The organism is Mediannikoviicoccus vaginalis, from assembly GCF_928097925.1.
GTDB lineage: Bacteria > Bacillota > Clostridia > Tissierellales > Peptoniphilaceae > Mediannikoviicoccus > Mediannikoviicoccus vaginalis.
Window position 1 is genome coordinate 583274 of record NZ_CAKMRI010000001.1, and the last position, 26954, is coordinate 610227.

At 33.9% G+C, this 26954-nt stretch carries 38 protein-coding genes; all 38 read right to left on the reverse strand.

The genetic code is table 11. From position 1 onward, the window contains the following. Positions 1 to 46: 46 nt before the first annotated feature. Positions 47 to 823: a uridine phosphorylase gene (udp, locus tag L6651_RS02860; protein WP_237036548.1), complete on the reverse strand. Its 777-nt coding sequence runs from the start codon at positions 821 to 823 to the stop codon at positions 47 to 49. Between the two features lie 8 nt (positions 824 to 831). Next, on the reverse strand, positions 832 to 3144 hold the full coding sequence (locus tag L6651_RS02865; protein WP_237036549.1) for a S8 family serine peptidase: 2313 nt from the start codon (positions 3142 to 3144) through the stop codon (positions 832 to 834). Between the two features lie 44 nt (positions 3145 to 3188). Continuing rightward, entirely contained in the window at positions 3189 to 5033 is a 1845-nt protein-coding gene (locus tag L6651_RS02870; protein ID WP_237036550.1) for an ATP-binding protein, read from the reverse strand. Continuing rightward, entirely contained in the window at positions 5033 to 5974 is a 942-nt protein-coding gene (locus L6651_RS02875) for a DNA double-strand break repair nuclease NurA (RefSeq protein WP_237036551.1), read from the reverse strand. Before L6651_RS02875 ends, L6651_RS02870 begins: the two co-directional genes overlap by 1 nt. A gap of 1 nt (position 5975) precedes the next feature. After that, entirely contained in the window at positions 5976 to 6800 is an 825-nt protein-coding gene (gene rsmI / locus L6651_RS02880) for a 16S rRNA (cytidine(1402)-2'-O)-methyltransferase (protein WP_237036552.1), read from the reverse strand. Continuing rightward, entirely contained in the window at positions 6757 to 7503 is a 747-nt protein-coding gene (locus L6651_RS02885; protein ID WP_237036553.1) for a tRNA1(Val) (adenine(37)-N6)-methyltransferase, read from the reverse strand. The genes rsmI and L6651_RS02885 overlap by 44 nt, the downstream gene beginning before the upstream one ends. Before the next feature lie 61 nt (positions 7504 to 7564). Continuing rightward, on the reverse strand, positions 7565 to 8398 hold the full coding sequence (locus L6651_RS02890) for a pyridoxamine kinase (RefSeq protein WP_237036554.1): 834 nt from the start codon (positions 8396 to 8398) through the stop codon (positions 7565 to 7567). A gap of 87 nt (positions 8399 to 8485) precedes the next feature. Then, positions 8486 to 8653, reverse strand: a complete 168-nt coding sequence (locus L6651_RS02895; protein ID WP_237036555.1) for a DUF362 domain-containing protein — start codon at positions 8651 to 8653, stop codon at positions 8486 to 8488. A 57-nt stretch (positions 8654 to 8710) separates the two neighbouring features. Continuing rightward, on the reverse strand, positions 8711 to 9556 hold the full coding sequence (locus L6651_RS02900; RefSeq protein WP_237036556.1) for a PSP1 domain-containing protein: 846 nt from the start codon (positions 9554 to 9556) through the stop codon (positions 8711 to 8713). After that, positions 9549 to 10364, reverse strand: coding sequence for an AAA family ATPase (locus L6651_RS02905; RefSeq protein WP_237036557.1), 816 nt, complete (start codon positions 10362 to 10364; stop codon positions 9549 to 9551). The genes L6651_RS02900 and L6651_RS02905 overlap by 8 nt, the downstream gene beginning before the upstream one ends. Before the next feature lie 2 nt (positions 10365 to 10366). Next, positions 10367 to 10645 (reverse strand): cyclic-di-AMP receptor, encoded by a 279-nt coding sequence (locus L6651_RS02910; RefSeq protein WP_237036558.1) that lies wholly within the window; start codon positions 10643 to 10645, stop codon positions 10367 to 10369. Positions 10646 to 10653: 8 nt separating this feature from the next. Continuing rightward, the gene (locus tag L6651_RS02915; protein ID WP_237036559.1) at positions 10654 to 10980 is read right to left on the reverse strand and encodes a cyclic-di-AMP receptor; all 327 of its coding nucleotides are present in this window, start codon (positions 10978 to 10980) and stop codon (positions 10654 to 10656) included. Between the two features lie 2 nt (positions 10981 to 10982). Further along, complete coding sequence (tmk, locus tag L6651_RS02920) at positions 10983 to 11603, reverse strand: dTMP kinase (RefSeq protein WP_237036560.1); 621 nt, start codon at positions 11601 to 11603, stop codon at positions 10983 to 10985. Positions 11604 to 11682: 79 nt separating this feature from the next. Next, a complete protein-coding gene (gene rplA, locus L6651_RS02925) occupies positions 11683 to 12390 on the reverse strand; it encodes a 50S ribosomal protein L1 (protein WP_237036561.1) in 708 nt (235 codons plus the stop codon). A 39-nt stretch (positions 12391 to 12429) separates the two neighbouring features. Then, positions 12430 to 12855 (reverse strand): 50S ribosomal protein L11, encoded by a 426-nt coding sequence (rplK, locus tag L6651_RS02930; protein ID WP_237036562.1) that lies wholly within the window; start codon positions 12853 to 12855, stop codon positions 12430 to 12432. Between the two features lie 88 nt (positions 12856 to 12943). Beyond that, on the reverse strand, positions 12944 to 13495 hold the full coding sequence (nusG, locus tag L6651_RS02935) for a transcription termination/antitermination protein NusG (protein WP_237036563.1): 552 nt from the start codon (positions 13493 to 13495) through the stop codon (positions 12944 to 12946). A 25-nt stretch (positions 13496 to 13520) separates the two neighbouring features. Continuing rightward, complete coding sequence (gene secE / locus L6651_RS02940) at positions 13521 to 13715, reverse strand: preprotein translocase subunit SecE (RefSeq protein WP_237036564.1); 195 nt, start codon at positions 13713 to 13715, stop codon at positions 13521 to 13523. Positions 13716 to 13735: 20 nt separating this feature from the next. Next, positions 13736 to 13885 carry a 50S ribosomal protein L33 gene (rpmG, locus tag L6651_RS02945; protein WP_237036565.1) on the reverse strand — a complete coding sequence of 50 codons (150 nt, stop codon included), beginning with the start codon at positions 13883 to 13885 and terminating at the stop codon, positions 13736 to 13738. Between the two features lie 145 nt (positions 13886 to 14030). Then, positions 14031 to 14342: a CD1247 N-terminal domain-containing protein gene (locus L6651_RS02950; RefSeq protein WP_237036566.1), complete on the reverse strand. Its 312-nt coding sequence runs from the start codon at positions 14340 to 14342 to the stop codon at positions 14031 to 14033. Between the two features lie 11 nt (positions 14343 to 14353). Further along, positions 14354 to 14911 (reverse strand): elongation factor P, encoded by a 558-nt coding sequence (gene efp / locus L6651_RS02955; protein ID WP_237036567.1) that lies wholly within the window; start codon positions 14909 to 14911, stop codon positions 14354 to 14356. A gap of 74 nt (positions 14912 to 14985) precedes the next feature. After that, complete coding sequence (locus tag L6651_RS02960; RefSeq protein WP_237036568.1) at positions 14986 to 15477, reverse strand: MogA/MoaB family molybdenum cofactor biosynthesis protein; 492 nt, start codon at positions 15475 to 15477, stop codon at positions 14986 to 14988. A gap of 9 nt (positions 15478 to 15486) precedes the next feature. Next, a complete protein-coding gene (locus L6651_RS02965; RefSeq protein ID WP_237036569.1) occupies positions 15487 to 15834 on the reverse strand; it encodes a YraN family protein in 348 nt (115 codons plus the stop codon). Then, positions 15824 to 16447 (reverse strand): ribonuclease HII, encoded by a 624-nt coding sequence (locus L6651_RS02970; protein WP_237036570.1) that lies wholly within the window; start codon positions 16445 to 16447, stop codon positions 15824 to 15826. Before L6651_RS02970 ends, L6651_RS02965 begins: the two co-directional genes overlap by 11 nt. Further along, positions 16431 to 17297: a ribosome biogenesis GTPase YlqF gene (gene ylqF, locus L6651_RS02975; protein ID WP_255784615.1), complete on the reverse strand. Its 867-nt coding sequence runs from the start codon at positions 17295 to 17297 to the stop codon at positions 16431 to 16433. Before ylqF ends, L6651_RS02970 begins: the two co-directional genes overlap by 17 nt. A 50-nt stretch (positions 17298 to 17347) precedes the next feature. Next, positions 17348 to 17692: a 50S ribosomal protein L19 gene (gene rplS / locus L6651_RS02980; protein ID WP_237036571.1), complete on the reverse strand. Its 345-nt coding sequence runs from the start codon at positions 17690 to 17692 to the stop codon at positions 17348 to 17350. A gap of 9 nt (positions 17693 to 17701) precedes the next feature. Then, complete coding sequence (trmD, locus tag L6651_RS02985) at positions 17702 to 18406, reverse strand: tRNA (guanosine(37)-N1)-methyltransferase TrmD (protein WP_237036572.1); 705 nt, start codon at positions 18404 to 18406, stop codon at positions 17702 to 17704. Beyond that, complete coding sequence (rimM, locus tag L6651_RS02990) at positions 18403 to 18897, reverse strand: ribosome maturation factor RimM (RefSeq protein ID WP_237036573.1); 495 nt, start codon at positions 18895 to 18897, stop codon at positions 18403 to 18405. Before rimM ends, trmD begins: the two co-directional genes overlap by 4 nt. A gap of 1 nt (position 18898) precedes the next feature. Continuing rightward, a complete protein-coding gene (locus L6651_RS02995) occupies positions 18899 to 19129 on the reverse strand; it encodes a KH domain-containing protein (RefSeq protein ID WP_237036574.1) in 231 nt (76 codons plus the stop codon). Between the two features lie 16 nt (positions 19130 to 19145). Next, a complete protein-coding gene (gene rpsP, locus L6651_RS03000) occupies positions 19146 to 19466 on the reverse strand; it encodes a 30S ribosomal protein S16 (protein ID WP_237036575.1) in 321 nt (106 codons plus the stop codon). Between the two features lie 16 nt (positions 19467 to 19482). Next, positions 19483 to 20826, reverse strand: a complete 1344-nt coding sequence (gene ffh, locus L6651_RS03005; protein ID WP_237036576.1) for a signal recognition particle protein — start codon at positions 20824 to 20826, stop codon at positions 19483 to 19485. Then, on the reverse strand, positions 20823 to 21176 hold the full coding sequence (gene ylxM, locus L6651_RS03010) for a YlxM family DNA-binding protein (protein WP_237036577.1): 354 nt from the start codon (positions 21174 to 21176) through the stop codon (positions 20823 to 20825). The genes ffh and ylxM overlap by 4 nt, the downstream gene beginning before the upstream one ends. Before the next feature lie 214 nt (positions 21177 to 21390). Then, entirely contained in the window at positions 21391 to 21888 is a 498-nt protein-coding gene (locus L6651_RS03015; RefSeq protein WP_237036578.1) for a methyltransferase family protein, read from the reverse strand. A gap of 13 nt (positions 21889 to 21901) precedes the next feature. Further along, positions 21902 to 22840 carry an alpha/beta hydrolase gene (locus L6651_RS03020; protein WP_237036579.1) on the reverse strand — a complete coding sequence of 313 codons (939 nt, stop codon included), beginning with the start codon at positions 22838 to 22840 and terminating at the stop codon, positions 21902 to 21904. A gap of 277 nt (positions 22841 to 23117) precedes the next feature. Further along, positions 23118 to 23519: a GNAT family N-acetyltransferase gene (locus L6651_RS03025; RefSeq protein WP_237036580.1), complete on the reverse strand. Its 402-nt coding sequence runs from the start codon at positions 23517 to 23519 to the stop codon at positions 23118 to 23120. 76 nt (positions 23520 to 23595) lie between these two features. Continuing rightward, positions 23596 to 24486, reverse strand: a complete 891-nt coding sequence (locus L6651_RS03030; RefSeq protein ID WP_237036581.1) for a Fic family protein — start codon at positions 24484 to 24486, stop codon at positions 23596 to 23598. 162 nt (positions 24487 to 24648) lie between these two features. Further along, complete coding sequence (locus tag L6651_RS03035; protein WP_237036582.1) at positions 24649 to 25266, reverse strand: class I SAM-dependent methyltransferase; 618 nt, start codon at positions 25264 to 25266, stop codon at positions 24649 to 24651. Positions 25267 to 25644: 378 nt separating this feature from the next. Next, entirely contained in the window at positions 25645 to 26151 is a 507-nt protein-coding gene (locus tag L6651_RS03040; protein ID WP_237036583.1) for a GNAT family N-acetyltransferase, read from the reverse strand. A 179-nt stretch (positions 26152 to 26330) separates the two neighbouring features. Beyond that, complete coding sequence (locus L6651_RS03045) at positions 26331 to 26630, reverse strand: hypothetical protein (protein WP_237036584.1); 300 nt, start codon at positions 26628 to 26630, stop codon at positions 26331 to 26333. Positions 26631 to 26954 lie beyond the last annotated feature (324 nt).

Consider the following 26954-nt stretch of genomic DNA (forward strand, 5'->3'; position numbering starts at 1 on the left):
ATTTGCATTAACATCCTTCTATATTATTATACAAAAAAAGTGTGACTTAATCACACTTATCTTTTTTTATTTGAATCTTCAAAGCTTCTATGCCCGCTTTTATAACCAGGTCCACATCTTCAAAAAGTTCATTTGATAGGCCTTGCTTTTGTCTTTCTTGATTATTTATACATAGAAATAACGCGCCTGCCTTAACTTTTCTATATGAAGCCACTGTGAATAGTGTTGATGACTCCATTTCAGATGCTAAGCATCCCAGTCTTAGCCATGCATTCCACTTATTTTGAAGTTCGTAATAAACTGGCTTTGTTTCAGGACTATGTTGTCCATAAAAAGAGTCTTTGCTTTGAACAACTCCAACATGGTGTTTTAATTTTAATTTTTTTGCCCCTTCAATTATTGAGCTACATACTTCAAAGTTTGAAACTGCAGGAAATTCCATTGGTGCATACTCCCTTGAAGTACCGTCCATTCTAATTGCTCCCGTAGCTATAACCAAGTCTCCTGCTTCTACGTCCAAATCCATTCCTCCACAGGTTCCAACCCTTATAAAAGTATGGGCTCCAATGTTTGCAAGCTCTTCAACTGCAATTGCTGTAGAAGGTCCACCTATTCCAGTTGAGCAAACTGTAACAAGCTCTCCATCTAAATATCCATTGTAGATTGCATATTCTCTGTTGTTTGAAACTTCCACAGGATTATCGAAGTACTGTGATATTAACTTTGCTCTCTTAGGGTCTCCGGGAAGAAGTACATATCTTCCCACGTCCCCTTTTTTAAGTTTTATGTGAAATTGTTCATTTCCTAAAATCTCTTTTGCCATTTTTACTCCTATTTTGTTATCATCTCAAAAATATTATATGAGTTTTGTACTGTAATGGAATTTGTTCCACCAAGTATATAAAAATCTGAAATAGTCTTTCCTCTGTAATATGACTTTATTCCCTCTGGTAAATAATCTTGAGGAATAATTTGTAGTGGTGCATTAAGACGACCAAGAACCGGTCCTATGGAAAGTGCATCGGCAACATTGTAGCCATTTGCAAAGAATATTGGATTATATTCTTCATAATAATTTTCATTTACCTTTGTTCCTGTTAGGAATCTGTCCTTGCCACTTAGTCTCTTTACTTCTTTTATACCAATTGACTTTAATTCATTTTCAACTGAGGTAGATACTGCGGAGTTTCCTCCAACAATAGTAACCTTGTTAACACCATATGACTTCAACATATTCTTTGCTGAAGCGCTCATTTTGTCCTTTGCCGTAAAGATTACAGGTACACCATCTCTAGATGATACTGAAACTATATTTATGGAGTCCGCTTCAATATAGCCATTTACTAAAAATACTTCCTTTGTGTTTTCAATGTCTGTTTTTCTTGCGATTTCCAAAGATGTTTCAATTCTATTTTTACCTGAAACTCTCTCCACTTCTGCATAGGACTTAAGCTCACTTTCAAGAGATTTTCCAATTGTAGATTCCCCACCAATGATAATTATCTTCTTCGGTTGAAGTTTATTTAAAGTAACCTTTGTGTCTACAGTTAAGTTATGGTTTGGAATTAACAATAATGGTCCATTTTGAAGATTTGTAAGTGAACCCATGCTAAGTCCATCTGCAAATGAGTTTTGATTTGTTACATAAACATAGTCTGAATTGTCATAGAATTTGTTTGCAATTTTTAATGATGTTTCAGATCTATTCTTACCACTTATTCTCTGTTCACCAGAAAAATCATTATATTTTAATGATAACTCTACAGCCTTCGCTGCATCCACAAGGCCATATCCATATCCCATGTTAGGGCTTGTTGGAAACTGACTATCTGTAAGTCTTTTTGCAGTTAAGGTTAAAATACTCTTCATTTGAGCATTGTCTAGATTTTTGTTAGCTTCTAGCATAAGTGCCATTACACCTGTAACTGTTGGAGTCGCAAGGGAAGTACCCTTCCATAATGAATAGGTGTTTTCTGAGTCAGCTGCATATACATCAACTCCTGGAGCAACCAATTCTGGCTTTATAACTGACTTTGAGTCATCCAGTGGTGATGGCCCAAGTTTTGAAAAATATGCTAAATCATTATTTTTATCAACGGCACCTACTGCAATCGTCTTTAGGTTTGATGCTGGATAGTCTATTGTACCAAGCTTATTGTTTTGCTCCTTATTTCCCGATGCAAAAACAGGAATGATACCTGCGTTTATCCAAGCGTCAATCATAGGATCGAACCATTTTTCCAATGTGTTTTTACCCCATGAGTTATTTACTATATTTGGCGCAAGTTCCGCTCTTCCACCGGGCGCTAAGAACCATTGTGCCGCTCTTAAAATATTGCTATTATTTGTTGTCTTTTCTTTAAAGGCCCTTGCCGCAATCCACTTTGCCTTTGGTGCAACTCCAATATTTTTACCAACCGCCAGTGACACCACTGCAGTACCATGGCCAGAGCTTGAAGAAATTGGCTCTTCAGACTCATCAAAAACGTCATACCAAGATGTGGATGCACCTTCTGTGTGGCCTCTCCAGTTTTCATATATTTCACTGTTCTTATATGTGGATCCTTGTAAATCCACGCCGCTATCTAAAAATCCGATTACTATATCTGTTCCATAAAGTTTATATTTATCTCTAACTTCTAAAACTCTAGTATCTTTAAGACTGCGTGTTTTATCGACTGATGCATAGTTAGAACTTCCTTTTTCAAGGTCTTTAAGTTCTACTTCTCCATTTTCAACAACTTCAATAATATTATCTAGTTTTATAACTTCCTTTATTAAAGATGTGTCTGCCTTAAGTCTAATGGAGTTTGTAATGTAAAAAGACTCAACCTCTTGAACCTTTTCACTATTTTTCTCGATTATCTCTAAAGCTTCTTTTTGTGAAATATCAGCATTTTCTTTAAGCTCTTTAATAAATTCTTTCCTTTGATTTACCTGAGACGTTTTTGAACCTGAAAGGTCAACTTTATTTTTATTGTCCTTTTCATTTTCAAAAGTAATCAGTACGTCAATGGCCTCTCTACTTTCAATCTTATTTAAAAGCTCATCTGAAATTATAAATTCATTTCCCTTACTCACCGTTACTGTTATGGTTGTTAAAAAAATTGTCAACGCCATTATAAACGAAATTATTCTCTTCATGTACTTCTCCTAATAATTTTATTTTTTTCATTAGAATAAAAATTCTACTCATTTAACATGTACTTGACCAAAAGCCCTTTTTCTTTTATCAAGTAGCCCTTGTCAGTTAAGTCTTCTAAAATGTTCTTTAATTGTTCAACTGAGTATACCTGTCCCCTATTATCTTGGATGTCTTTACATACGGACATCAAATTAAGTTCATTGACAGGCAAAAAATCTTTAATCAGTTCTATCATATCAGAAACAGCTTGTTCTTGTCTATCGTAAAGTTCATCAAAAGGGTTTTCTCCATGTGGTGTAAGTGTGTGGGATGCCCTTACTCTTACATACATGGTCCTTCCTATGGCAGACTCTGACAAAAATACATCTCCCGTCTTTAAATATGGAAGTCTTGCCGTCTGTTCCACTGAAAGGTCCGTCTCTTCTTTTATGGTTTGAATGTCTGTGGACCTCGTAGTTCTATAAATAAATTTAGTGTTTAGCTGTGCTGTTATGGTGCTGTCAAGTAGTGATGGCCTTTGGGTCGCTAGGACCAAAAATACTCCATATTTTCTACCTTCTTGAGCAATCTCTCTTAAGATGTACTTCGAGCTTAAATCACCATTGCCATCAAAGCTTTGAGGTGCAAAGTTATGTGCCTCGTCGGTGATTATAAAAAATGGTGGAAAGTAGTCCATGCTCTTCTCATTAATAATGCTGTCCTTATAATCCCTTCTAAGGTCGTAGAGACTGCTTATTATATAGGTGGAATACACTTGAATTATCTTTACAGAGCCTTGGATAACAGCAATCTTTCCCATTTTAATGCAGTCGTAAACAAGATTTGAATCATGCTCAAAAATCTTTAGCTTTAGTAGTCTATTAAATCTCCAGCTCACACCAAAAACAGAACTTGGTGGGCATTTGTCATTGTAGATGTTGTATACCTTTAAAATCTCTTCTAGATTTCTTCTCTCTTCCCCTTCTGAAGACAAAGCCATGTCTTGAATCTTTTGCGAGTTTCCAATTTTTTGTCCATCAATTAAACGCTTTAGTCTATTTGAAAAGCTTTCAAGGGAATCATTTGGCTTATGAAGGCTTTCTATAACAGACTCCATGCCTTCCGTAAGTTTTGATGATGTTCCTATAAGGGCCTTAAGCTCCCTTGTATTTATGTCCGTGAATCTTATTCCAGTATTTTCTCCAATGACAAACTTCGAAAAGTTTGCACTATAGTCAGGGCCATATCCATCTTTGGACCTTAATGTAAAATCCATTTCGTAATGAGGATCTAAAATAATTCCTGGAACATTTTTTTGCATTAGCTCTTCTATTAAAACTCTCAGTCCATATGACTTTCCCGATCCTGACCCACCAAATATACCTATGTGTGGATATTGATGCATGCCATATAGATTTAATAGATATGGAAGTTCTCTTTGCTCTTTAAACTCGCCGTCTTCTAAAGTTTCACATAGATTTTTATATTCATCGGGACAGGTCTTAAAAATATCGTAGGTATTTCTAATTAAACCGATATTCAAAGATTTATTTAGTGACTCTGTCATAAAATATTTTTTTACTTCGTCAAATAGTGGCACCCTGCATGATGATCCTGTTTCGATTGGATAATTGCTCTCTTCCAATAGCCTTATCTTTCCAAGATAGACCGTATCTTCTTCCAAGTTGAAACCAAGGGCAACTAGGTTTTCAATAAGTTCTTGATTTAGCATTTCCCCTTCCTTGGGCATGGTGATATAACGGTTGTAAGTGTGAACCTCTACAACCTCTCCCAGAATATCTCCCATGGGGTCTTCTATTATTAAAAACTCATTTATCCTAAACTTTCTGTCATTGGAACCAACATAGGCCTCCTGTTGATCCGTCATTCCAATTATTTTAATGTCCATTACATGCTCCTCTTGTCTCTTTGGCTATGAAATAAAAGCTCAAATCTGCCCTTTGTAATATAGCTTTCCGATAAATACTTCATCTTCTTATTTGTAAGTCTCGCCTTCATATCCACCAGGTCCAATATATAGGGAATTCCTCTGCTATTTCTATTTGTTAGCGAAAGAACTAAACTTAATATGTCTTTGATATTTGAAAACTGTTCCTCCATCATATCAACGGCAATTACCGCAGGCTCAAAGGAAGATCTTATAAATGAGGACCTTATTTTATAGCTATCTTTTCCCGAGTCTTTTTCATTTGGGATGTAGGCTTCTTTGTATTCAAGGCAATTAAATAAGAATTCTCTATCATAGAAAAAATCAGAATTATAATCCTCTTTTATGTTTTCGTAAACTATATTGGTCTTTATGTCTTCAATAACTCCGACGATGTAAATATTTTTTTCTATTGCAATATTTTTTAGTTTTTCCCATTTATTTTCATTTAGTATTCTATATCTTATTAATGAACCATCCATCATTATTACAGCTGGATTATCTGAGGCAGCTTCTATGGCAGCTTCAAGTTCCACCGACGCAAGAAGCTTATCCAAGGTCTTGTTTTCTTCGTAAATGTCTATGTCTTCAAGTAGCGGACAGTAAACTTCCACCGACTCCTTGCTCTCTTTAATATCCTTAATGGCAAGGCCACGAAAAATTTGAATATAATGTGGAAAGGCTCCACCATATCTATTGGTTGATCCATCCACCCCATAGACTCCTCCAAGCTCTCTTAGCTTTTCAAGGCTTTCTTTATTCATTGGTTCTATATTTTCAAATACCCCAAAACCATTTAATATTTTCTTTTTTTCAGGAATACTGAAAGAGTCCAGTAGAAAATATTTCTTATTTAACTCTTCGTTTAGCGTCTTTAATTTGGATATGATTTTATCTTCCATGTTAATCCTCTAATTCCAAACTGGCTTGGTATACTTCATTTTTTCTAAGATTATATTTTTTTGATACCTCTTTTACAGCCATCTTCTTACTAAGTCCCTTTTCAATTTCCGATTTTAAAAGCTCTGCAACATCATAAGAAGTCTCTTCTGAAGAGGCTTCTAAAACTATTACAAACTCTCCTTTAATATTTTCCTTATGACTATACTCTTCGTAAACTTCTTTTAAAGTACCCCTTGTAACTTCTTCATAAACCTTTGTCATTTCACGAATAACTGCAACTCTTCTTTCAGGAAATTTCTCTGATAACAATTCAAGACATTCTAGAACCCTATGCACCGATTCGTATATTATAGAAGTTTCTTTTCTATCCTCAAGATTTTCTAAAAACACTTCCCTCTCTCCCTTTTTTCTAGGGAAAAATCCTAGAAAGCTAAAGCTGTCATTTGGAAGTCCAGAAAGAACTAGCGCAGTTACTGTGGCGCTTGCCCCTGGAAGAACTTCAAAGGGAAGGTTCTCTTTAATAAGCTCCTTTATAATTACATGGCCAGGGTCTGATATACCAGGCATTCCCGCATCGGAAACTAGGGATAGAACTTTACCACTTCGTAAATTTTCTACGATTTCATCTACTCTGCTCTTCTCGTTGTGTTCATGGTATGAAACAAGATTTGCCTCTATGTCAAAATGATTTAATAGTTTTATGGTGTTTCTACTGTCTTCACAATAGACTATGTCTGAAGCTTTTAACACCTCCAAAGCCCTTAGTGTAATATCTTTTAAATTACCTATTGGTGTTGGTACTACATATAACTTTTTTTCCATCATAAAGTTCAACTATTTCCTTTCTATACTCTTCCCCGTCATATATTACAAGAGGCTTTTCATAAGTAAAAAACTCTCCGCCCCTTTTTACAAACTCCATTAGTATAAACCTTGGCTTTTCATTTTCCCTGGACATAACTGGAATCATTCTCTTTGGTTCTATTTTATAAGTCCTACCCAAATGCATCATATCAACTAGCCTTTCAGGTTTATTTATCATATAGAGTTTTCCCTTTTCCTTTAACTTTGCACTTGAAAACCTAAAAATATCTTCAAGCTTTAAACACTTTTCATACCGCGATATTAAATGATTTTCACTTTTGTTGTCTATACCACAACCGTACTTAAAATAGGGTGGATTTGTTACAATGCCGTCTAAACTATTGTCTTTAATAATTTCATAACAATCATTTAAATCCCTATGTACTGCATGTATGGAGTCTGAAAGTTTATTCTCATCAATATTTTTCTGTAGTATTTCAAAATTGTCATCTTGAATTTCAACTGCATATATTTTTTCAGGATTATAAAGTGAGTGAACTCTTAATGCTATGACTCCTGTTCCTGAACCAATTTCCAAAACACTGTCTTTCTTTTTAAATTTGCAAAATGAAGAAATGAGTATGGCGTCAATGCCAAATGAAAATTTTGATTTATCAGAATATATATCTAAATCCGTTCCCGGAATATAATTTTTTGTAAGCATCTAATCACCTATTATAATTATAGTATGAAAAAAGAATAAAAAAAAGAAAGCGAAAGCTTCCTTAATCATTCTTTAACATATGCAAATATTTTTCAATACTTATTCCCTCAGTCCTGTCAATGTGCTTCCTCTTTTCAGATTCAACAATGGCATGATAAATAAAGTCCCTTGCAATTATGGAAGAGTCCTTTAAAGGGTAGCCTTTTAATGTGTAAGACAGTATAATCGCCGAAAAAATATCTCCTGTTCCTGGATAGTTTACATCGATTTTTTTATATGGAACTTTAAAGTATTCGTTATTCTTTTCATCATAGCCTGCGATAAAATAGTTTTTATTATTGTCACACACAGAAGTTATAATAACAGACTTTGAGCCTATATGCCTTATGCCGTTGATAAGATCTTTAAGTTCTTCGTCACTATCCACATCAACGCAGTTAAACTTTTCATCAAGAAGCAAATAGCTTTCAGTAATATTTGGTATTGAAAGGTCTGCAAAGGAGATTAACTCCCTCATTATCTCTATTCTATCTTTTTCGATGCCATTATATAAAGATCCATTGTCTCCCATAATAGGATCCACCATAACATATGGATTGTTTTGCTTTTTTATAACCTCTTCGCAGATTTCAATCTGTTTGTAATTTGTAGTGTAGCCTATTCCCATGGCAGATATATTAAATCCAAGCTCTTCCCAAACCCTTAATGCGTTTTCCATGTATTTTGTAGTATCCAGTATAGAAAACTTTCCATAGTCCAAAGTGTTTGAGATAACCATGGTTGGTAAGCTTAAAACAGAATATCCCATGTAATACATAATTGGATTCATGGATGAAAGGGCAACTCTGCTATAACCTGGCCAGTCATTTACTAATAACACATTATCTTTTCCCATATTTCCCCCATTTATCAAAGACTTTCTTTTTGCTTTTAATATCAAAAAGGAGCCCATAGGCTCCTCTTTAGTTTACTTATGTACCCCTTATTTTGCTTCAATAGCGTCTGTTGGACAAACGTCAGCGCAAGCTCCACAATCAGTACATGCATCAGCGTCAATTACGTAAATGTCTCCTTCAGAAATACAATCTACTGGACATTCTGGTTGACATGAACCACATGCGATACAAGCGTCAGTTATAAAATGTGCCATTTTGTTACCCCCTTTTTAATATCTTCACCAATATTATTACATATATTTATAATAAAATCAAGAAATTTCATCTTCATTTTTTTTAGATTTAAACTTCTTAAATTCTATTTCATCAACGTGAAACGGAAGTATCTCTTCAGTTTCTTCATCTATTTTTATTTTGACCTTCACAAATTCAGTAAGTGTATTTGTATCAACAACTTCTCCATGTCCTAGGTCGGTCTTTACATGGTAACCAATTTTTGGCATTCTCTTTAACTTTTCTTCATAGCCTTCTTGTTCATATCTCAAGCAGCACATAAGTCTACCACACATTCCAGATATCTTTGTAGGATTAAGTGAAATGTTTTGATCCTTTGCCATCTTTATGGACACAGGAGCAAACTCAGATAAAAATCTTGCACAACAACATTCTTGTCCACAAGTTGCAAGACCAGATACAATCTTTGCATGATCTCTGACACCAATCTGTCTAAGTTCAATTCTCATTCTAAATATTGCTGCTAAATCTCTAACAAGCTCTCTAAAGTCAACCCTATCATCAGATGTAAAGTAAAAAATAACTTTGTTGTTGTCAAAAGTGTACTCACAGTCAACAAGTTTCATATCGAGATTATGCTCTTTAATCTTCTCTTTACAAATCTCCATGGCTTCTTTAGATTTTTTTAAATTTTCTCTATTTATATATTTATCCGTCTCGTCCGCCATTCTCAAAACAGGTTTTAAATCGGAAATTATTTCATCACCTGAAACCTCTTTGGTTTCAATTACACAATAACCATATTCGATTCCCCTTGCTGTTTCAACAATAACAGGATCATTCAGTTTTATTTCATAACCGTTAGGGTCGAAATAATAAACTTTACCGGCTTTTTTAAATCGTATGCCAACGACCTTAACCATTTTGTTCCTCCATTATATATAGTAAAAGCTTCTCATATGAAAGCTGAAAATTTACATTAGTTTTAAAATTATCCCAAATTTCCACTATTTTATCGAGAATTAAATATATATTCTCACGATTGAAGTTCGAAACATTTTTGTATATGGAAATATTATTTGGAATTATTAGTTCTAAGTTCTTTTTACTTTCTGTTTTATACAGGTATAAGTCATAAAAGAAGCTGTAGATATAGTTGTAGAGTCTGTCCGTTTCAGTTTTTAAGCTATTTAAATACTCTTTTTCATCAAACATTTCTAAGATGTCCCTTTTAAAGCACCTAATAAGTATATCATTTATCTCTTTCCAAGATTCTAACTTTTCAGTTTCACTAAAAAAGAAATTTATAATCTGGCATCTTGAATAAAGTGTTTCAATAATTGCCATCTCGTTATTGGTCTGAAGAATGAACAGTGCATAGCTTGGTGGCTCTTCCAGCACCTTGAGAAGTGCATTGGCAGACTCCTTATTAAATTTGTGAGCCTCTTCTATTAAAATAATTTTACGCTCTTTAACCGTGGGAGCTGTGTTTAAAAATTTAATAGCATCTCTAATTGATGCAATTTTAATCACATTCCCATCTGGTTTCACTCTCAATAAGTCGGGACTATAGTAATCACTTAAGTTTTTTTCGTTTGATTCCTCTTTAAAGATTTCTTTAATAAACTTTGTCGTATTTTTTTCTAATAGCCCTTCATCATAAGATTGAAAAATATAAGCGTGACTCAAATTTTTATTTTTTATTTGTGCATCTAGTACTCTATTTAACACGACTAAACCCTTTTCATGCTTTCAAGGTCTAGCACAAATATATTTATATTGTAAGAAGTATCATCATCTGGATCTCTAAGTCTATTTTTACTCATATCATCCATAAGATTTAAAATTTCATCTTCCATGTCCTCTTCATAACCTATCATAAGTGTGGTGTTGCCCTTTCGAAGAGCTCCCCCTGTAGATGAAAGTTTTGTACATCTCACTTTGCTAATTGCTAGCATCTTTATAATATCATGAGCAATGTCATCTTCGACAATTGCAATCATCAGTTTCATTAAATCACCTAAAATCTAAAATATTTATCAACATCTAATACAAATACTGTTGCTCCGCCTATAGTCACTTCTACAGGATATGGAATATATGAATCAACTGGAGCAGAAATATTTAAAAGTGATGAATCTGCTTGTCTTGATTTGCAATCTTCCTCTATTATTTGTAAACATTCATCAAGTCTTTCATCTTCCACACCAATTAAAAGAGTAGAGTTTCCTATCTTTAAAAAACCACCTGATGAAGATAGTTTTGTCATTCTGAAATCTTTTTTAGCCAAGTCCTCTCTTAGTAAATAAAGATCTTGATCTTGTACTATTGCTACAATAAGTTTCATTTTTACCTCCTATAATTATCTAAAATAATGGAAATACAATATGATGTAATCTCCGAAATGCCTTTATTTGCATCAACTATATAGAAGTTTTCATCATCTTGAAATTTCTCCTTAATATAATTATACCCTTTATAGACCTTTTTGTGAAAGTTAAGTTCCTCTTTTTCTAATCTATCAGATGTGTTCCTCTTTTTTCTTCTACTTAAAAGATTTTCTTCAGTAACATCAAAAAACAAAATCATATCCGGTTTAGTACCTAGCGTTGCAAACTCATTGAGTTTAAGAATTTTATCTATTCCTAAGTCTCTAGCATAACCTTGATACACAAGGCTAGATATTACAAATCTATCACATAGAACTATCTTTTTTTCATTTATGGCAGGTATGATGAGTTCCTCCACATGTTGGCTTCTGGAAGCTGCCATAAGTAAACTTTCTGTCACAGCCGTAAGCTCTTTGTTGTTCTCATCTAAAATAATATTTCGAAGTTCTTCAGAAATTCTCGTGCCACCAGGTTCTCTAGTTTTAATTGCGGAAATGTCTAGGTCAATTAACTTTTCATAAACTTCTTTTAATATAGTCGACTTTCCACATCCGTCAGGACCTTCAAATGTAATAAACATATAGCCCTCCATCTATTTAATACTAAAAAACCCTCAATATTCGATAGGTTCAATAATCAAATATTAAGGGTTATGTTATCTATTTGCTTCTATTAACAAAGTTAGCTGGATTTAAAGTAATTCCAGGTCCCATTGTAGATGAAATGGAAATTGATCTTAGGTATTTACCTTTTGATGAAGCAGGTTTTGCCTTTATAATAGCGTCCATTAAAGCGTCTAAGTTGTCTTCAATCTTTTCTTTACCGAAAGATACTTTTCCGATTGGTGTATGAACAATGTTAGCTTTTTCAGTTCTATACTCAACCTTACCTGCTTTAATGTCTTTAATAGCGTCTTCTACATCAAATGTAACTGTTCCTGATTTAGGGTTTGGCATAAGTCCCTTTGGTCCAAGGATTCTACCAATCTTACCTACAATGCCCATCATGTCAGGTGTTGCAACGGCAACATCGAAGTCAAACCAGTTTTCGTTTTTAATCTTGTCAGCTAGTTCTTCTCCACCAACATAGTCTGCTCCAGCAGCTTCAGCTTCTTCAGCCTTTGCTCCCTTAGCGAAAACTAAAACCTTAACTTCTTTACCTGTTCCATGAGGAAGAACAATTGCTCCTCTAACTTGTTGGTCTGCATGTCTTGAGTCAACTCCAAGCTTAACGTGAAGCTCAACAGTTTCGTCAAATTTTGCCTTTGCAGTGTCTAATAATAATTCTATTCCTTCTGAAGTATCATATAATTTAGTTCTATCTACTAATTTAGATGCCTCTTGATATCTTTTACCTCTTTTTGCCATAATAAACCTCCTTGTGGTATTAACGAATTTTTTCTCCCACTAATCTTCTACGGTGATACCCATACTTCTTGCTGTTCCTGCAACCATGCTCATTGCAGCTTCAAGTGAACCAGCATTGATATCAGGTCTCTTTATTTCAGCTATCTTTTCAACTTGTGCTTTTGTCAAAGTCCCAACCTTGTCCTTGTTAGGCACTCCTGATGCCTTGTTTAGTCCTAATTCCTTCTTGATTAAAACTGGAACCGGTGGAGTCTTTGTAATAAAAGTGAATGATCTGTCTTGGTATACAGTCAAAACAACCGGGATAATCATTCCCATTTGGTCTTGAGTCTTTGCGTTAAACTCTTTTGTAAACTGCATTATATTTACACCATGAGGTCCTAGTGCAGTACCTACTGGTGGTGCCGGAGTTGCTTTACCGGCTGGAATTTGTAATTTAACAATTGCTTGTACTTTTTTTGCCATTTTAGTCCTCCTAAATTAACTAATGTGGTTTTAGCGGTTTTTCCCTCCCACTGGAATATATAAAAACGATTAAATCATAATATTCAAATTAAATTTTTTCAATATCGGAAAAGTTTACTTCAACTGAAGTGTCTCTACCAAATATAGAAACTAAGGCTTTGACTTTTTTCTTTTCCTTATTTACTTCTTCAACAGTACCTATAACACCTTCAAAAGCATCTGAGACAATTCTTATGCTGTCTCCTACTTCTACGTCTATATCTACTACTGGAGCAGATCCAACTCCGAAGGATTTCATTTCTCTTTCTGTCAATGGTACCGGCTTTGAACCTGGGCCTACAAATCCCGTAACACCTCTGGTATTTCTAACTAGATACCAAGAAACATCATTGATTATCATCTTAACGAAAACATATCCTGGGAAGAGTTTTCTCTCTTTTGTCTTTGAAACGCCGCCAACCTTGGACACATATTCTTCTGTTGGTACCATAACCTCAAAGATATCATCTATATGTCCTCTGTTTTCAACCATCTTTTCAATATTTACCTTTACCTTATTTTCATGTCCTGAATAAGTGTGTACAACATACCATTTAGCATCTTTTTCTCTTTCGCTAAAGGTTTTGTTTTCATCGGTCATTTCATTTTCCCCCTTTATAATTCTACTACTTAATTATTAAACTAAATAGAAAATGGAAAAGTGAGTCCAGACCGAAAACTATAAGCGCTACTGCCAGTGATATAAGAATCACGACAATTGCATAGTTTAAAACTTCCTTTGGTGTTGGCCATATGATTTTTTTCCACTCTGACGCTACACCTTTGGCAAATGTCTTTTTACCCATATTTTTTTGAGCCATTTAAACCCTCCAATACTGACTTATCTTGTTTCCTTATGCGGAGTATGTTTCTTACAGAATTTACAATACTTTTTAAGTTCAACTCTATCAGTCGTATTCTTCTTGTTCTTAGAAGTTGTATAGTTTCTGTTCTTACATTCAGTACATTCTAAAGTTATAGAATCTCTCATTAGCACACCTCCATGTTAGATTTATGGAATATCCATACCCAAATACTTTACCATAACTTACATGCCATGTCAATTAAAACTGATATTTTTAGCGTTATTTGATTAAATTTAAAATCTCCCACCAAAGCAGGAGATTTTAATAATCTTATTCTTCATCTTCGTCTTCTAGATCTTCATCATCTAGAAATTCTTCATAGTCAAAGTCGTCATCAAAATCGAAATAATCTTCATCAAAATCGAAAACAACTTCTTCAACGTCAGTTAAATCATCATCCAGGAAGGTTAAATACTCTTCCACATCATCAAAGTCATAGCATAGGTCTTCAACTTCAGCAGTTAAATCTTCTAAGACATCGATGATACCAACTAATAATTTTCCCTCTTTAGATTCCTCTTCTACTGAAATTCCTTCAGCTAGTCCTCTTAAGTAAGCAATATTTTCATATAGATCTCTCATATTCTACCTCCCTATACTCTTGATAAGTACTCGTTGCTTCTTGTATCTATCTTTATAACATCACCTTCGTTGATGAATAAAGGCACTTGTACAGTTGCTCCTGTTTCAACAGTTGCAGGTTTGTTTGCTCCTGTTGCTGTATCTCCCCTAACTCCAGGTTCAGTTTCAGTTACAACTAACTCTACAAAGTTAGGTGGTGCAACGTTAAAAGGTTTCCCTTGATAGAACTTAATGGTTGCATTGTCATTTTCTTTAATGTATTGCATTGCTTCTTCCACTGCGTCCTTTTCAATAGGAATTTGTTCATATGTTTGTCCATCCATAAAGTAGTATAGGTTGCCGTCGTTGTAAAGATATTGCATCTCTTTAGTTTCAATTCTGGCTTCCTGGAATTTTTCTGACGGGTTAAAAGTTGTATCTTTGTTAGCGCCGGTCATGACGGATCTAATCTTTGTTCTAACAAATGCTGCCCCTTTACCCGGTTTTACGTGTTGAAAGTCAACTATTTGCCAAACGTCACCGTCCATTTCAAAAGTTGTTCCCTTTCTAAAATCTCCAGCTGAAATCATAAATATTCCTCCCGTTATTAAATTCTATTCTTATTATAACACCTTAATAGAATAGGCACAATTAATTATAGGTATTATTTTCTCGCACATTCAGAGTCCACACCCTTAAGTATTTTAAGGCCATGATCCAAATCATTAATTACATATTCCAGTGACTCTTTAACTGCCTTTGGACTACCAGGTAGGTTTACAATAAGAGTTTCGTTTCTAATTACAGAAACCGCCCTGGAAAGCATGGCTCTTTTAGTTATGGTCATTGAAAAAGCTCTTATGGCTTCGCTTATGCCAAAGGCATTTCTAGTCATAACTTCAAGGGTCGCTTCCGGTGTTACATCTCTTTTTGAAAACCCAGTTCCCCCAGTGGTTAAAACCAAATCACATTTAAGTTCATCAGAACATTTTATTAATTCTTTCTTTATATCTTCTACTTCGTCTGGGATTATGTTGTAGTAGTTCACTTCGTAACCAAAGTCTTCTACAATATCTTTTATTGCCTTCCCGCTCTCATCCACTCTTTCATTTCTAGATGCCTTGTCTGAAATCGTCAAAACTCCAACTTTAAACATAAATCCTCCTTATGGAAATGCATTTTCAATATGCTCAATATAATTATCTTCTATTAAAATTTCAACCACATCAAACCTTGGTTGATAATTATATAGTTCATTAATTGCAATATAATTTTGTGCAGTTTTTATTATCCTGTCCTGCTTTAATGGAGTTACAAAATCCCTTGGCCTTCCAAAGTCATCGTTTTTTCTTAACTTAACTTCTACAAAAACTAACATGTCTTCATGCTGCATGATTAAGTCAATCTCTCCAAGGCCCCAGGAATAGTTTCTCTCCACAAAATTATACCCTTTTTTCTCCAGGTATTCCTTTGCTAGGGTTTCACCTCTACTACCAATGTCTTTAGTTGTCATTTTTTGCTCCCAGAATCTTCTTTAAAAAAGTCTTTCTATGAATAGGCGTTGGGCCAAGTTCTAATAGAGCCTCTCTGTGTTTCTTTGTTCCATAGCCCTTGTTATTTAAAAAGTCATATCCAGGATATTTTTCATCAAGTTCTATAAAGTAGGAGTCCCTTAAAACCTTAGCTACAATTGACGCACATGATATTTCATATACTAGCTCGTCTCCTTTAATAAGCGATACCTGTTCAATGTCAATGTCTATATGTTCCGCATCAATCATAACAACATCCGGGCGAACTGCTCCCCCTTGCTTATCCTTTAAGTCTTCCACAGCTATTTTCATTGCAAGCCTTGTGGCCTGTTTAATATTGATTTCATCAATGACTTTTTCGTCAATTACTCCAATGCCAATGGCCTTTGCCTTGTCTATTATCTCTTTGTTGAGAGCTTCTCTTTTCTTTGCAGAAAGTTTTTTTGAGTCCTTAACTCCCTCTATCTTTTCTTCACCCATGATAACGGCGCAGGCTACCACGGGACCTGCAAGTGGCCCCCTGCCAACTTCGTCAACACCACAGATTAATTTCCCTGAATATTTTTTTAATACATCATTATCCATTGTAATCATCTGGCCCTTCAAGGGTTATTCTACCTAGAACTCCCTTTCTAAATTCATCTAAAACTATATTTGAAATTTTTTCATAGTCGAACTCTCCGCCTCTAATTAGGCAGCCTCTCTTTTGTCCTATGGCTTCCATAGTTTCTAATGTGCTAAGTCCTTCAGTTTCAATTTTGTATCTTGTTTCAATAATACCTTTGTCTATGTGGTTTAGTTTCTCAATAAGTTTAAATGCAAGGGTCTCTGTGTCCATAATCTCATCTTTTATGGCTCCAGTAAAGGCAAGGTCTAAGCCGATTTCTTCACTTTCAAACTTTGGCCATAAAACTCCCGGCGTATCTAGTAGTTCAAAGTCCTTTCCAGTTTTTATCCACTGGTTTTGTCTTGTAACTCCAGGTCTGTTTCCAACCTTTGCAGATCTTCTATTGGCGATTCTATTTATTAATGTGGACTTACCTACATTTGGCACACCAACAATCATTGCCCTAACTCTTTTTAAATTTAAATTCTTCTCTTCCAGCTTTTTAAATTTTTCTGTCAGAAGCTGTCTTGAAGTGCTTTCAATTTTATTTAAGTTAGTGCCTTTAACAGAGTCGATTAAAATCGCTTCATATCCCTTTGCTTTAAAATATTCCAGCCATTTCTTATTCATGGATTCATTTGCCAAATCCATTTTATTTAAAAGCACAACCCTTGGTTTGTCCCCTAACACTTCATCAAGAAGTGGATTTCTTGACGCTATAGGAATTCTTGCATCAACAATCTCTAAAACCACATCTACAAGTTTTAAGGAAGATTTTATATTGTCCATGGTCTTTTTCATATGCCCAGGGTACCAGTTAATATTTAGATTTGTCATTTTTTCCTCCTTAACCAAATCAAGCACTCAAAAAATGAGTGCTTGTAAAACTAGTTTTTCTTTTCTTTTACCTTAGCAGCCTTACCTACTCTGTCTCTTAAGTAGTAAAGTCTTGCTCTTCTTGCTCTACCTCTTCTTGTTACCTTTAGAGCTTCAATTCTTGGTGAATGAACAAAGAAAGTTCTTTCAATGCCTGTTCCATAAGCAACTCTTCTTACAGTAAATGTTTGTCTAAGTCCGCTTCCTTGAATCTTAATAACAGTTCCTTCAAACTTTTGAAGTCTTTCTTTTCCACCTTCTCTGATTCTGTAGTCAAGAACTACAGTGTCTCCAACATGAAAATCATAATTTTCTTTTCTTAATTGTTCATCTTCAATTTGTTTAATTATATCCATTCTATCCTCCTAAAATCCTTTATTAGGACCATGTTCTTCTAAATATTTTTTGTATAAATCAGGTCTTTTCTTCTTAGTATTTTCTAAGGCCGACTCTTCTTTCCACTGTTCAATGAGTTTGTGATTTCCACTAAATAAAACTTCTGGCACTTTGTGTCCCATAAAGTCCCTTGGTCTTGTGTAAATATTATGTTGTAATAAAAAGTTGTAGTGGGAATCCGTAAGAGGACTCTCTTCGTTTCCAAGCACTCCCTTTACAAGTCTTGAAACAGAATCGATAAGTACAAGTGCTCCTATCTCTCCACCTGACAGACAATAATCTCCAATAGAGATTTCCATGTCGACAAATTCATCGGTTATACGAGAGTCGATTCCCTCGTAATGGCCACATAATAATGTCATTTCATCAAGACTTGCCAATTCGTTACAAAGCCTCTGATTAAGCACACGCCCCTGTGGAGAAAGATATATTACAGGAACCCCTTCCTTTTTAACAGAATTTATACTGTCATATAGAGGTTGAGGCGTCATAAGCATACCTGCGCCACCGCCATATAACTCATCATCCACTCTCTTGTGCTTGTCCGTAGAGAAGTCTCTAATGTTTATCTTGTTTATTTCAATAACTTTTCTTTCGATTGCCCTGCCAATAACTCCATAATCATCTAACAAGTTAAAAAACTCTGGAAACAGTGTGAGTATATTAAATTTCATTCCAACATTCCTTCAATTAATTCAACATAGAGTTTTTTATTTTCAACATCCACATCTTTAACAAAAGCCTTTACAGCAGGAATCATAAATTCCTTTCCGTCCTTTGAAACACATCTGTAAATGTCGTTAGTTTGATTAAACAAAACTTCCTTAACCACTCCAACACACTTACCACTATCAATAACATCCATCCCTTCAAGGTCGTGGATGAAATATGTGTCCTCTGGCAACTCAACCAAGTCATCTTTCTTAACATAGATGTACTTGTCCTTGAATTTCAAAACTTCGTTTATGTTGTCGTAATCTTTAAGGCTTACATATACCAATCCTCTGTAGTATCTTACCTTGGTAATATTTACCTTTACCTTTTCATCAATATAAAAGTCTATATCTTCTTTAAATCTCTCAGGGAAATCCGTTAGCGGATAGATTTTTATATCTCCCTTGATACCATGAGTATTAGTTATATATCCTACTTTAATAAACTCCATATTATTGAAGAATGTCAACTGCTACCTTTGTGCCATCTTTAATAGCAGAAGCCTTTACAACTGTTCTTATAGCCTTAGCTATACGTCCTTCTTTTCCTATAATTCTTCCAAGATCATCCTTGTCAGCTCTTATCTCAATTACAAAGGTGTTTCCTTCTTGCCTACTGGTAACAACAACCTCTTCAGGCTTTGTAACCAATTCCTTGGCAATTAGTTCAACTAATTCTAACATAATACCCCCTAAAGGATTACTCAGCTACCTCTTGTGAAGATTCTTCTGTTTCTACTTCTTCTACTACTTCCTTCTTAGCTTCTTGCGCCTTTTCTTCATAAACGCCATTTTCTTTGAATAATCTGTGAACTGTGTCAGTTGGTTTTGCACCATTCTTAATCCATTTGTTAACTTTTTCTGCATCTACCTTAACAACCTTTGGCTCAGTTAGAGGATTGTAATATCCAATCTCTTCAATGAACTTACCATCTCTAGGTGCTCTGATATCTGCAACTACAATTCTGTAAAAAGGATTCTTCTTTGAACCCATTCTCTTTAATCTTATTTTTACTGCCATTTAAATACCTCCAATTTTATCTAAAGAAAGGCATTTGGAATTTACCTCTCTTTTTCATACCTTTACTCATATTTCCAAATTGTTTCATCATTTTTCTGGTTTCCTTAAACTGCTTTAATAACTTGTTCAGTTCAGCAACCGTAACACCAGATCCCTTTGCTATTCTCTTCCTTCTGGAAGCGTCAATAATTTCGGGATTTTCTCTTTCCTCCAAGGTCATAGACTTAATCATCGCTTCAACCTTTCCTATCTCCTTACCATCAAGGGATAGTCCTTTTAGGGCCTTGGAATTCACACCTGGAATCATCCCTAAAAGTTCTTCCAAAGGTCCCATGCTCCTAATCTGTTCCAGTTGATCCAAGAAGTCATTGAAAGAGTACTTTGAAGAACGAATCTTTTGCTCAAGTTCCCTTGCCTTCTTTTCATCAATAGCAGCTTCCGCCTTTTCAATAAGAGATAAAACATCTCCCATGCCAAGAATTCTTGAAGCCATTCTGGAAGGATAAAAAGGTTCCAGTTGATCAAGCTTTTCACCTACACCTATAAACTTTATAGGTTTTTCAGCAACCCTTCTAATTGATAGAGCAGCTCCGCCCCTTGCATCACCATCAAGCTTAGTAAGTATAATACCGGTAATATCAAGTCTGTCATTAAATGTCTTTGCAACATTTACCGCGTCTTGTCCCGTCATAGAGTCAACAACAAGTAAAATCTCATCAGGGCTAACTTCAGTTTTAATATCTTGAAGTTCCTGCATAAGTTCGTTGTCAATATGAAGACGTCCCGCAGTATCTATAATAACAAGGTCATTGCCCTTTGCCTTAGCTTCCTCAATACCCTTTTTTGCAATCTCCACAGGACTTACTTTGTCCCCCATGGAAAACACCGGAACCTCTACAGAGTTTCCAACTACTTGAAGTTGCTTTATAGCCGCAGGTCTGTAAACATCACATGCAACAAGAAGAGGCTTCTTTCCTTTTTTCTTAAAATGTAATGCAAGCTTTCCTCCATGGGTAGTCTTACCAGCACCTTGAAGTCCACATAACATAACAACAGTAGGTGGTTTAGAAGAGAAATTTATCTTAGCTTCTTCTTCACCCATAAGCGCCGTAAGCTCTTCGTTAACTATCTTAATAACCTGTTGGCCCGGAGTTAAAGATTCCATAACATCCGCTCCAAGAGCCCTTTCCTTTACAGTCTTTGTAAAGTCCTTTACAACCTTGAAGTTAACATCGGCTTCCAGTAGGGCAAGCTTAACCTCTCTCAAAGCTAAGTCTAAGTCTTTTTCAGAAATCTTTCCCTTACCAGTAAGTGTGGACAGGGCGTTTTGTAACTTGTCAGATAAATTTTCAAATATCATAGCTCTCCCATATCCTCCTTTATGAAATCATCTATCTTCTTTAATAGAGTTTCCCTTTCTTCTGTTTCAAATGACTTCGAATTTTTTAAATCTTCCTTTATAAACTCCAAAAACTCAGTAGTCCTTTCAGACCTCTTCTTAAGATGAAGTTTATTTTCAAAAGAATAAAGTCTTCTCTCGGCTCTCTTTATATTTTCAGAAACGGCCTGCTTTGAAACATCATACAAGTCTCCAATTTCATTTAAAGATAGATCTTCGTTATAGTACTTGTCCACCATGGACCTCTGCCTTTCAGAAAGAAGAGAGCCATAGTAGTCAAATAATATTCCTACTTCAACTAATTTTTTCATTTATAACCTCTTGTCTGTCAACCTATTACGTTGACCTTTAATATTATAAGGGACCATCAGGCATAAGTCAACACTTTGTTGACATTTTTTTCGGTTTTTTAAACAGATTGCTGCTTTTATTATTTTGGTATATTTTTTGTAAGTTAACTACAGAAATTATATCAATCGATTTTGGAATAAAATTAGCACCTACTCTTGTAGATGCTAGTTAAAGTTAATTACTTTTTCTTCTGATACATGGTATTACTCTATTTACTTCCTTTAAATATATTTCGTATTCTTTTCCAAATTCATTTTTTAACCATTTTTCTTCTGTGTTTTTCATTAATATTGTTAAGAAGGCCCAGAATATAAATGGTAATATTAATAAGAAATAGTTTTCTGTAAATAATAAAACACCTGTAAATATAAAAATAAATGCCGAATAAACAGGGTTTCTTACCATGCTATACACTCCCGTTGTAATCAACTTATTCTCTTTTACATTTTTGTTTATTTTCTGAACTATAACTGCTTGTACCCATAAGTATAGGCCAAATAATATTAAGAGAATTCCAAGAAGAATAAAAAATATTTTTCCTTTGTTTATTTCTCCCATACTTAGGTATCCTTTAATATACAAATATATTCCTGCTATTGTTAAAAATAAACAGATTATAACATATATTGGTCCAACTCCAAAGGATGGCATTTTAAATTCTTGCGATTTCATTTCATGTCCTCTATCAGTATTTTAACAGTTCAATAATTTCATCCTGTGCCTCTCTGCCTTCTTTAAAAAATCTCGCCAGTGGATAGCAGTGGCACATTCCCTTTCCAACAATAATTTCATATGGAGCATTATATTTTTCCATTGCTTTTTTAAACTCTTCTGCAAAGGCATAAAGGCATTCATTTTCTCCAAAATAATAATAAGTTTTCGGAAATTCGGTAAAGTCTCCTACAGTTCCATCTAACATATATTCAGGTAAATCTTTATCCCCCTTTAAAATTTCTCTTGCAGTTTTAATATACGTAGGTTCAATCATTATGTCTTTATTGTTAAGTTTTTTTAGTTTCTCCCATAAATCTCTATTTTCATCGAGAGTTACATCGGGTATTCCTCCCGGAGAAACTGAAATAATCTTGCCTGGCATTGGAAGTGGTCTTCCTAAAGCATTATTATGTAAAAAAATCCCAAGTGATAAACAGGCTCCTGAAGAAAATCCCAGTACGCTTATATTTTGTTCATTATAAGTTTCTGTCATCAACCTATAGGTTTCAAAGCAAACTTCATATGTCTTATCCACCTTTACATCTTCCGAGCAAAGAGGATAAAATAAAAACCAAACATCTTTATCAGTTTGTTCCATTATTCTTTCCGCTAATTTAAAATCTAGTTTATTTGGTTGTGTAATCATGCCACCACCAAAGAGATATAGAACTGCCCCCTTTGAAAAACTTTTATTTTTTTGATAAGAGAGAAGTCTATATCCCATAACATCTCTGTCAAAAAGAAAATAGTTTTTTCTTTCTGCTCTCTTCATCGCCCTTTCTAAATCAAAAACTACTTTAGCATTTTCTCCTTTTGCATACTCAAGCATCTCTTCTTTGTATTTTAAAAACATTTTTTTGACTCCAAGAAGTTTCACTATTTCTGCAGCTATTTTATAAGTCAAACTCATTATGTCCCTCCATTCACCTTAAATTATTAACGTTAAACAACTTTCACTTAACATAATTAGATCTTTTTGAATATTTCTACAATCTCTTAGACATTTTTATCTGATTGATATTAGTTATCATCTATATTATAGCACTTTTTTTCTTCAAGTTTAATGTAATATAAGCAATATCGCAACAAAGCATTACCCTATTATGAATCACAGTGATCCTTGTATTTATTAAATAAAAAAGCCCCGAAGTCAAAATCTCCAAGGCTTATATCAAATTATATTTTTATTATAGTCTCATAAACCCACAGCAATCTATTTCCGAAAGCTCACTAAATCCTACGGACTTATAAAATGCTATTGTTTTTGGATCGATGTCAGTAGTCAACTGAATCTGTCTAACATTTGGATAGGAATCTAACATAGCTTTAATAAGGGCTTTGCCGATCCCCTTCCCCTGTTCTTCGGGAAACACCAAAATATCTTGAATAAAAACAACAGTGAATCCATCACCTACTGCACGTATTATTCCTAATAATTTATCATCTTCATATGCCGCCAGTATTTTCAAAGAATTTTCATAGCCTTTCTCTAAAGAACCCATATCATCTGTATAAGCTGTCCAACCAACTGCATCATAAAGCTTATTTATCTCATCAAAATTAAACTTGGTATATTCTTTAATCTGCATACTTACCTCCATGTACTTTAATAATTTTAATTTATTACATTAATAGCAGGTTGAAGTGTATTGCCTACTATGAATATCAATCCAAAATTGACAGGTATAAATCAAGTCTTTGATTTAAATACACTGCAAACATATCTGCCATTGCCGAAATATTATTCCTTACATGATATTCATCAAAAGCTTCATAATATTTCAAGCGATCTGTAAACTTTATATCTATTGGTGGATAACCTGCTTTCATTAGCTCTAAATTAACTAATAGCCTTCCTGTTCTTCCGTTTCCATCAATAAAAGGGTGAATACTTTCAAATTCTATATGAAAACGAGCAAGTTTGGTTACAATATCTTCCCTACTATTTTCATACTGTCTCAATAACTCTTCCATTTTTGGAATAATTAAATATGGTTGAACAGGTTCATGTGCTGCCCCCATGATTCGAACAGGAATTTTTCTATATATTCCTCTATCCTCTTTCTTATCAGCTAAAACCAAATAGTGGATATCTTTTATTACCTTTTCCGATATTTGTGCGTTTTCACTAACAAGTTGTCGGACATAATCAAAGGCTTCTTTATGTCCAATGACCTCTAAATGTTCTTTTAATGATTTTTGATCAATTGTAAGTCCTCTAAGAACCATATCCGTTTCACGCAAAGTCAATGTGTTACCTTCAATGGCATTTGAATTATATGTGTATTCGATTAGAAACTCTTCATTTAGTCTTTCCAACTCTCCTTCGGTTAGAGGTCTTCTTTTTTTAAGAGCTTCTAATTTATCTTCTATAATTGGAATGAGTGATTTGTTATTTTGATATCTCCCATCGCTGGGCTTTACAGCATCGTTTGGTATCTTCCAAGCTCTTCCATCTCGGTATGCTCCAGGAATTTTTCCTTCTTGACATAGAGCCCTTACTCTCCTGTCGGATATATTCCATTTTTCTGCTGCTTGTTTTACAGTTATGTACATAAATCATCCCTCCAATTTCTTTTATTATACCATTTTATCGGAACAATATTAATTTATCGGAATGACATAAGTCATTTATCGGAATAATACAGTTTTCCCTAAGTAATTTACAAATAAAAAGCACCTACCAAAGTAAGTGCTAACTCAAAAATTTTATTAACTTTATTTTTTCAATGTAATTAATCCTGCGCAGTCTGAAAATTTTTCAAATTTCATTTCTGGAAAATATTTCTTCATCTCAGCTGCCACAAAGTAGAATTCGTCTTCGTCCCAAGCTTCCCCTACTTCGTTTCTACATTTGTCATGGTCAAGACGGGTTTCAAAGGCTACATCGCCAATATATATAACTCCACCTTCATTTAATTGATTAAGCAGATCTTTTAAAAATGTAACTTTTTTATCATCGGTTAAATGATGAAGTGAATATGTGGCAATTATTGCATCGTATTTATTTTCTAATAGTGGTTCTACCAGTCCATTAGAAATATCTCCAATAAAAAGTTTGGCATCGGGCATTTTCTCTTGTGCTATCTCGAACATTTTCTCAGAAAAGTCCTGTCCATAAATTTCACATCCATGTTCATATAGTTTTGATATCAAAGTTCCTGTACCAAAACCAATGTCTAAAGCATTTTTATGATGCGCGTCTAATATACGATTATATATTTCATTTAGTATTATCTTATATCCTGCAAATGGATAGGAATTTTCTTCGTCAGAAATATCTACGCTTTCATCGTAATCATCCGCCCATAAATCAAATCCTTTGTTACTTAACATTTTCCCTCCAATTTTTATTTTTTGTCAACAATGACACACTAACGATAACTTGTCATTAAAGATAAACTGTTTGTCACCCTCTCAAGTTTGCCATTTCGAACCATATCTGTAAGATACCATGAATCTATGCTATTCTCCGCTACTTAAGATGCTGTGACTATACCATTATTTTTTTCTATTATCTTTTTTATTTTACTTTTATTCATAATAGTACTTCCTTTCAAGCTTTATTATATGAATTGTAAAGCTTGAATACAAGAATTGACAAAAAATTATTTCTCATCTAACCAAAACAATTCCGACAATAATTCAAAAGATTTAATATCGATGTCTTATTAAGAAATATATCTGTCCCAATATTTTTCCCTAACCTTTTACCTAACTAAAATAATATACGTTTCCTTCTCCTCCCAAATCATCAAAATCTCTATTGTATTTTAAACCTAATGACTCTGCAGTTTTTCTTGAAGGAATATTTTTATTTAAAGTCAACGCGACTACTTTGTATTCGTTATTTAATTCACTTGTAATAATATCAATTATTTTAGTAGCCGCTTCTTTTACAAAGCCTCTCCTCATCTTAGATGGATCTATTCTGTAATACAAGTTCAAATACTTTTTATCATTAATTGTTGTAAATCTTAAACCGCACAGACCGAAAACTCTATTGTCAGCTTTATCTACTAAAGCATAATATCCGAAGCCATGCTTTTTATGGTGGTCAATCATTGTGTTTAATGTCTCTAAAAATTCTTCCCTACTTGGCTTTTCCCATCCTGGATTAAAAATATTTGTTTCAGGATTTGCATGAACCGAATATAATTCATCAAAATCATCAAGAGTGGGAACTCTAAGTATTAAACGTTCTGTTTCTATTATTTTCATATTTAACTCCTTCGCAAAGTTTATTTTCTTAATTTACGAAATTCATCCTGATGACATGTCCTAAATTAAAATATCTAAATGATTTTTTAAACGACTTACGAGTGTTATCTCTTAACACCAACTCGTATATACCAAAATTATATTCTATAGGTCGTGTCAGTTACATATACTGGGTTTTATTAGTCAAGATATTCTCCATTATTTATTTTCTCTAGTTGGTTAATTAACTTAGGAAATTTAGAAATTAATTTATCTGGTATCTTCCCATCTAAAACTTCAAACCTAATTATTCTATCAAGAATATGATTAGAAATCATACTTTTATATTCCTTTGAACTTTTATAAAGATTAAGAATAATATTACCTGCTTTAACTTCATCCATTAAATAACCATATAAATCATCAATTTTTATTTCTCTAACTACCACTGTTGGATGCTCTGAAACTAATTCCGGTTCCCAACTTGTCATGCCTTTCATAAAACCATCATCATCTAACTCATATATTGAGCAACTTTTATTACTGTAAATTTCTTTGAAGGCATCTTTATAACATTCATAAACAATAGGTTTGCCATCTATCTCATCTAATATAAAATCAAAATCATCTTTTTTAGCACCAAATAATAGGGCTGTATCTACATTTTCAATAGCATAAACATATGGAATTTTATGTGTAGATTTTCTAGGTTCTATAATTTTTTAAATCACTTGTTTTAGATACATGATACAACATATTTTTGCCTCCGCAAATTTATGCTTGTTTAATTAATTTATTTTGTTTCTAATAATTAATTTTTATTA

Coding starts and splice junctions, on each gene's coding strand:
- L6651_RS03015 (WP_237036578.1), bottom strand. CDS start 21,888: ATGAAATCGCAAGAATTTAAAATGCCATCCTTTGGAGTTGGACCAATA.
- tmk (WP_237036560.1), bottom strand. CDS start 11,603: ATGTTTATTACATTTGAAGGTCCTGACGGATGTGGAAAGTCGACTATA.
- rpsP (WP_237036575.1), bottom strand. CDS start 19,466: ATGGCAGTAAAAATAAGATTAAAGAGAATGGGTTCAAAGAAGAATCCT.
- rimM (WP_237036573.1), bottom strand. CDS start 18,897: ATGGAGTTTATTAAAGTAGGATATATAACTAATACTCATGGTATCAAG.
- rsmI (WP_237036552.1), bottom strand. CDS start 6,800: ATGATGGAAAAAAAGTTATATGTAGTACCAACACCAATAGGTAATTTA.
- L6651_RS02875 (WP_237036551.1), bottom strand. CDS start 5,974: ATGGAAGATAAAATCATATCCAAATTAAAGACGCTAAACGAAGAGTTA.
- efp (WP_237036567.1), bottom strand. CDS start 14,911: ATGATTTCAGCTGGAGATTTTAGAAAGGGAACAACTTTTGAAATGGAC.
- L6651_RS03025 (WP_237036580.1), bottom strand. CDS start 23,519: ATGCAGATTAAAGAATATACCAAGTTTAATTTTGATGAGATAAATAAG.
- L6651_RS02965 (WP_237036569.1), bottom strand. CDS start 15,834: ATGACAACTAAAGACATTGGTAGTAGAGGTGAAACCCTAGCAAAGGAA.
- L6651_RS02910 (WP_237036558.1), bottom strand. CDS start 10,645: ATGAAACTGATGATTGCAATTGTCGAAGATGACATTGCTCATGATATT.
- L6651_RS02895 (WP_237036555.1), bottom strand. CDS start 8,653: ATGGCACATTTTATAACTGACGCTTGTATCGCATGTGGTTCATGTCAA.
- L6651_RS02915 (WP_237036559.1), bottom strand. CDS start 10,980: ATGAAACTTATTGTAGCAATAGTACAAGATCAAGATCTTTATTTACTA.
- L6651_RS03045 (WP_237036584.1), bottom strand. CDS start 26,630: ATGAAAGGCATGACAAGTTGGGAACCGGAATTAGTTTCAGAGCATCCA.
- L6651_RS02890 (WP_237036554.1), bottom strand. CDS start 8,398: ATGGGAAAAGATAATGTGTTATTAGTAAATGACTGGCCAGGTTATAGC.
- ylxM (WP_237036577.1), bottom strand. CDS start 21,176: ATGAAAAAATTAGTTGAAGTAGGAATATTATTTGACTACTATGGCTCT.
- rpmG (WP_237036565.1), bottom strand. CDS start 13,885: ATGAGAGATTCTATAACTTTAGAATGTACTGAATGTAAGAACAGAAAC.
- rplK (WP_237036562.1), bottom strand. CDS start 12,855: ATGGCAAAAAAAGTACAAGCAATTGTTAAATTACAAATTCCAGCCGGT.
- L6651_RS02960 (WP_237036568.1), bottom strand. CDS start 15,477: ATGTTTAAAGTTGGAGTTTTGACGATTTCAGACAAGGCATCTAGAAAT.
- trmD (WP_237036572.1), bottom strand. CDS start 18,406: ATGAAATTTAATATACTCACACTGTTTCCAGAGTTTTTTAACTTGTTA.
- ylqF (WP_255784615.1), bottom strand. CDS start 17,297: ATGACAAATCTAAATATTAACTGGTACCCTGGGCATATGAAAAAGACC.
- rplS (WP_237036571.1), bottom strand. CDS start 17,692: ATGGATATAATTAAACAAATTGAAGATGAACAATTAAGAAAAGAAAAT.
- secE (WP_237036564.1), bottom strand. CDS start 13,715: ATGGCTCAAAAAAATATGGGTAAAAAGACATTTGCCAAAGGTGTAGCG.
- L6651_RS02995 (WP_237036574.1), bottom strand. CDS start 19,129: ATGTTAGAATTAGTTGAACTAATTGCCAAGGAATTGGTTACAAAGCCT.
- L6651_RS02950 (WP_237036566.1), bottom strand. CDS start 14,342: ATGAGAGATCTATATGAAAATATTGCTTACTTAAGAGGACTAGCTGAA.
- L6651_RS02865 (WP_237036549.1), bottom strand. CDS start 3,144: ATGAAGAGAATAATTTCGTTTATAATGGCGTTGACAATTTTTTTAACA.
- ffh (WP_237036576.1), bottom strand. CDS start 20,826: ATGATATTTGAAAATTTATCTGACAAGTTACAAAACGCCCTGTCCACA.
- L6651_RS03020 (WP_237036579.1), bottom strand. CDS start 22,840: ATGAGTTTGACTTATAAAATAGCTGCAGAAATAGTGAAACTTCTTGGA.
- L6651_RS02870 (WP_237036550.1), bottom strand. CDS start 5,033: ATGGACATTAAAATAATTGGAATGACGGATCAACAGGAGGCCTATGTT.
- L6651_RS02885 (WP_237036553.1), bottom strand. CDS start 7,503: ATGCTTACAAAAAATTATATTCCGGGAACGGATTTAGATATATATTCT.
- L6651_RS02970 (WP_237036570.1), bottom strand. CDS start 16,447: ATGATTACAATGGATAATGATGTATTAAAAAAATATTCAGGGAAATTA.
- rplA (WP_237036561.1), bottom strand. CDS start 12,390: ATGGCAAAAAGAGGTAAAAGATATCAAGAGGCATCTAAATTAGTAGAT.
- L6651_RS03030 (WP_237036581.1), bottom strand. CDS start 24,486: ATGTACATAACTGTAAAACAAGCAGCAGAAAAATGGAATATATCCGAC.
- udp (WP_237036548.1), bottom strand. CDS start 823: ATGGCAAAAGAGATTTTAGGAAATGAACAATTTCACATAAAACTTAAA.
- L6651_RS03035 (WP_237036582.1), bottom strand. CDS start 25,266: ATGTTAAGTAACAAAGGATTTGATTTATGGGCGGATGATTACGATGAA.
- L6651_RS03040 (WP_237036583.1), bottom strand. CDS start 26,151: ATGAAAATAATAGAAACAGAACGTTTAATACTTAGAGTTCCCACTCTT.
- L6651_RS02900 (WP_237036556.1), bottom strand. CDS start 9,556: ATGGTTAAGGTCGTTGGCATACGATTTAAAAAAGCCGGTAAAGTTTAT.
- nusG (WP_237036563.1), bottom strand. CDS start 13,495: ATGACCGATGAAAACAAAACCTTTAGCGAAAGAGAAAAAGATGCTAAA.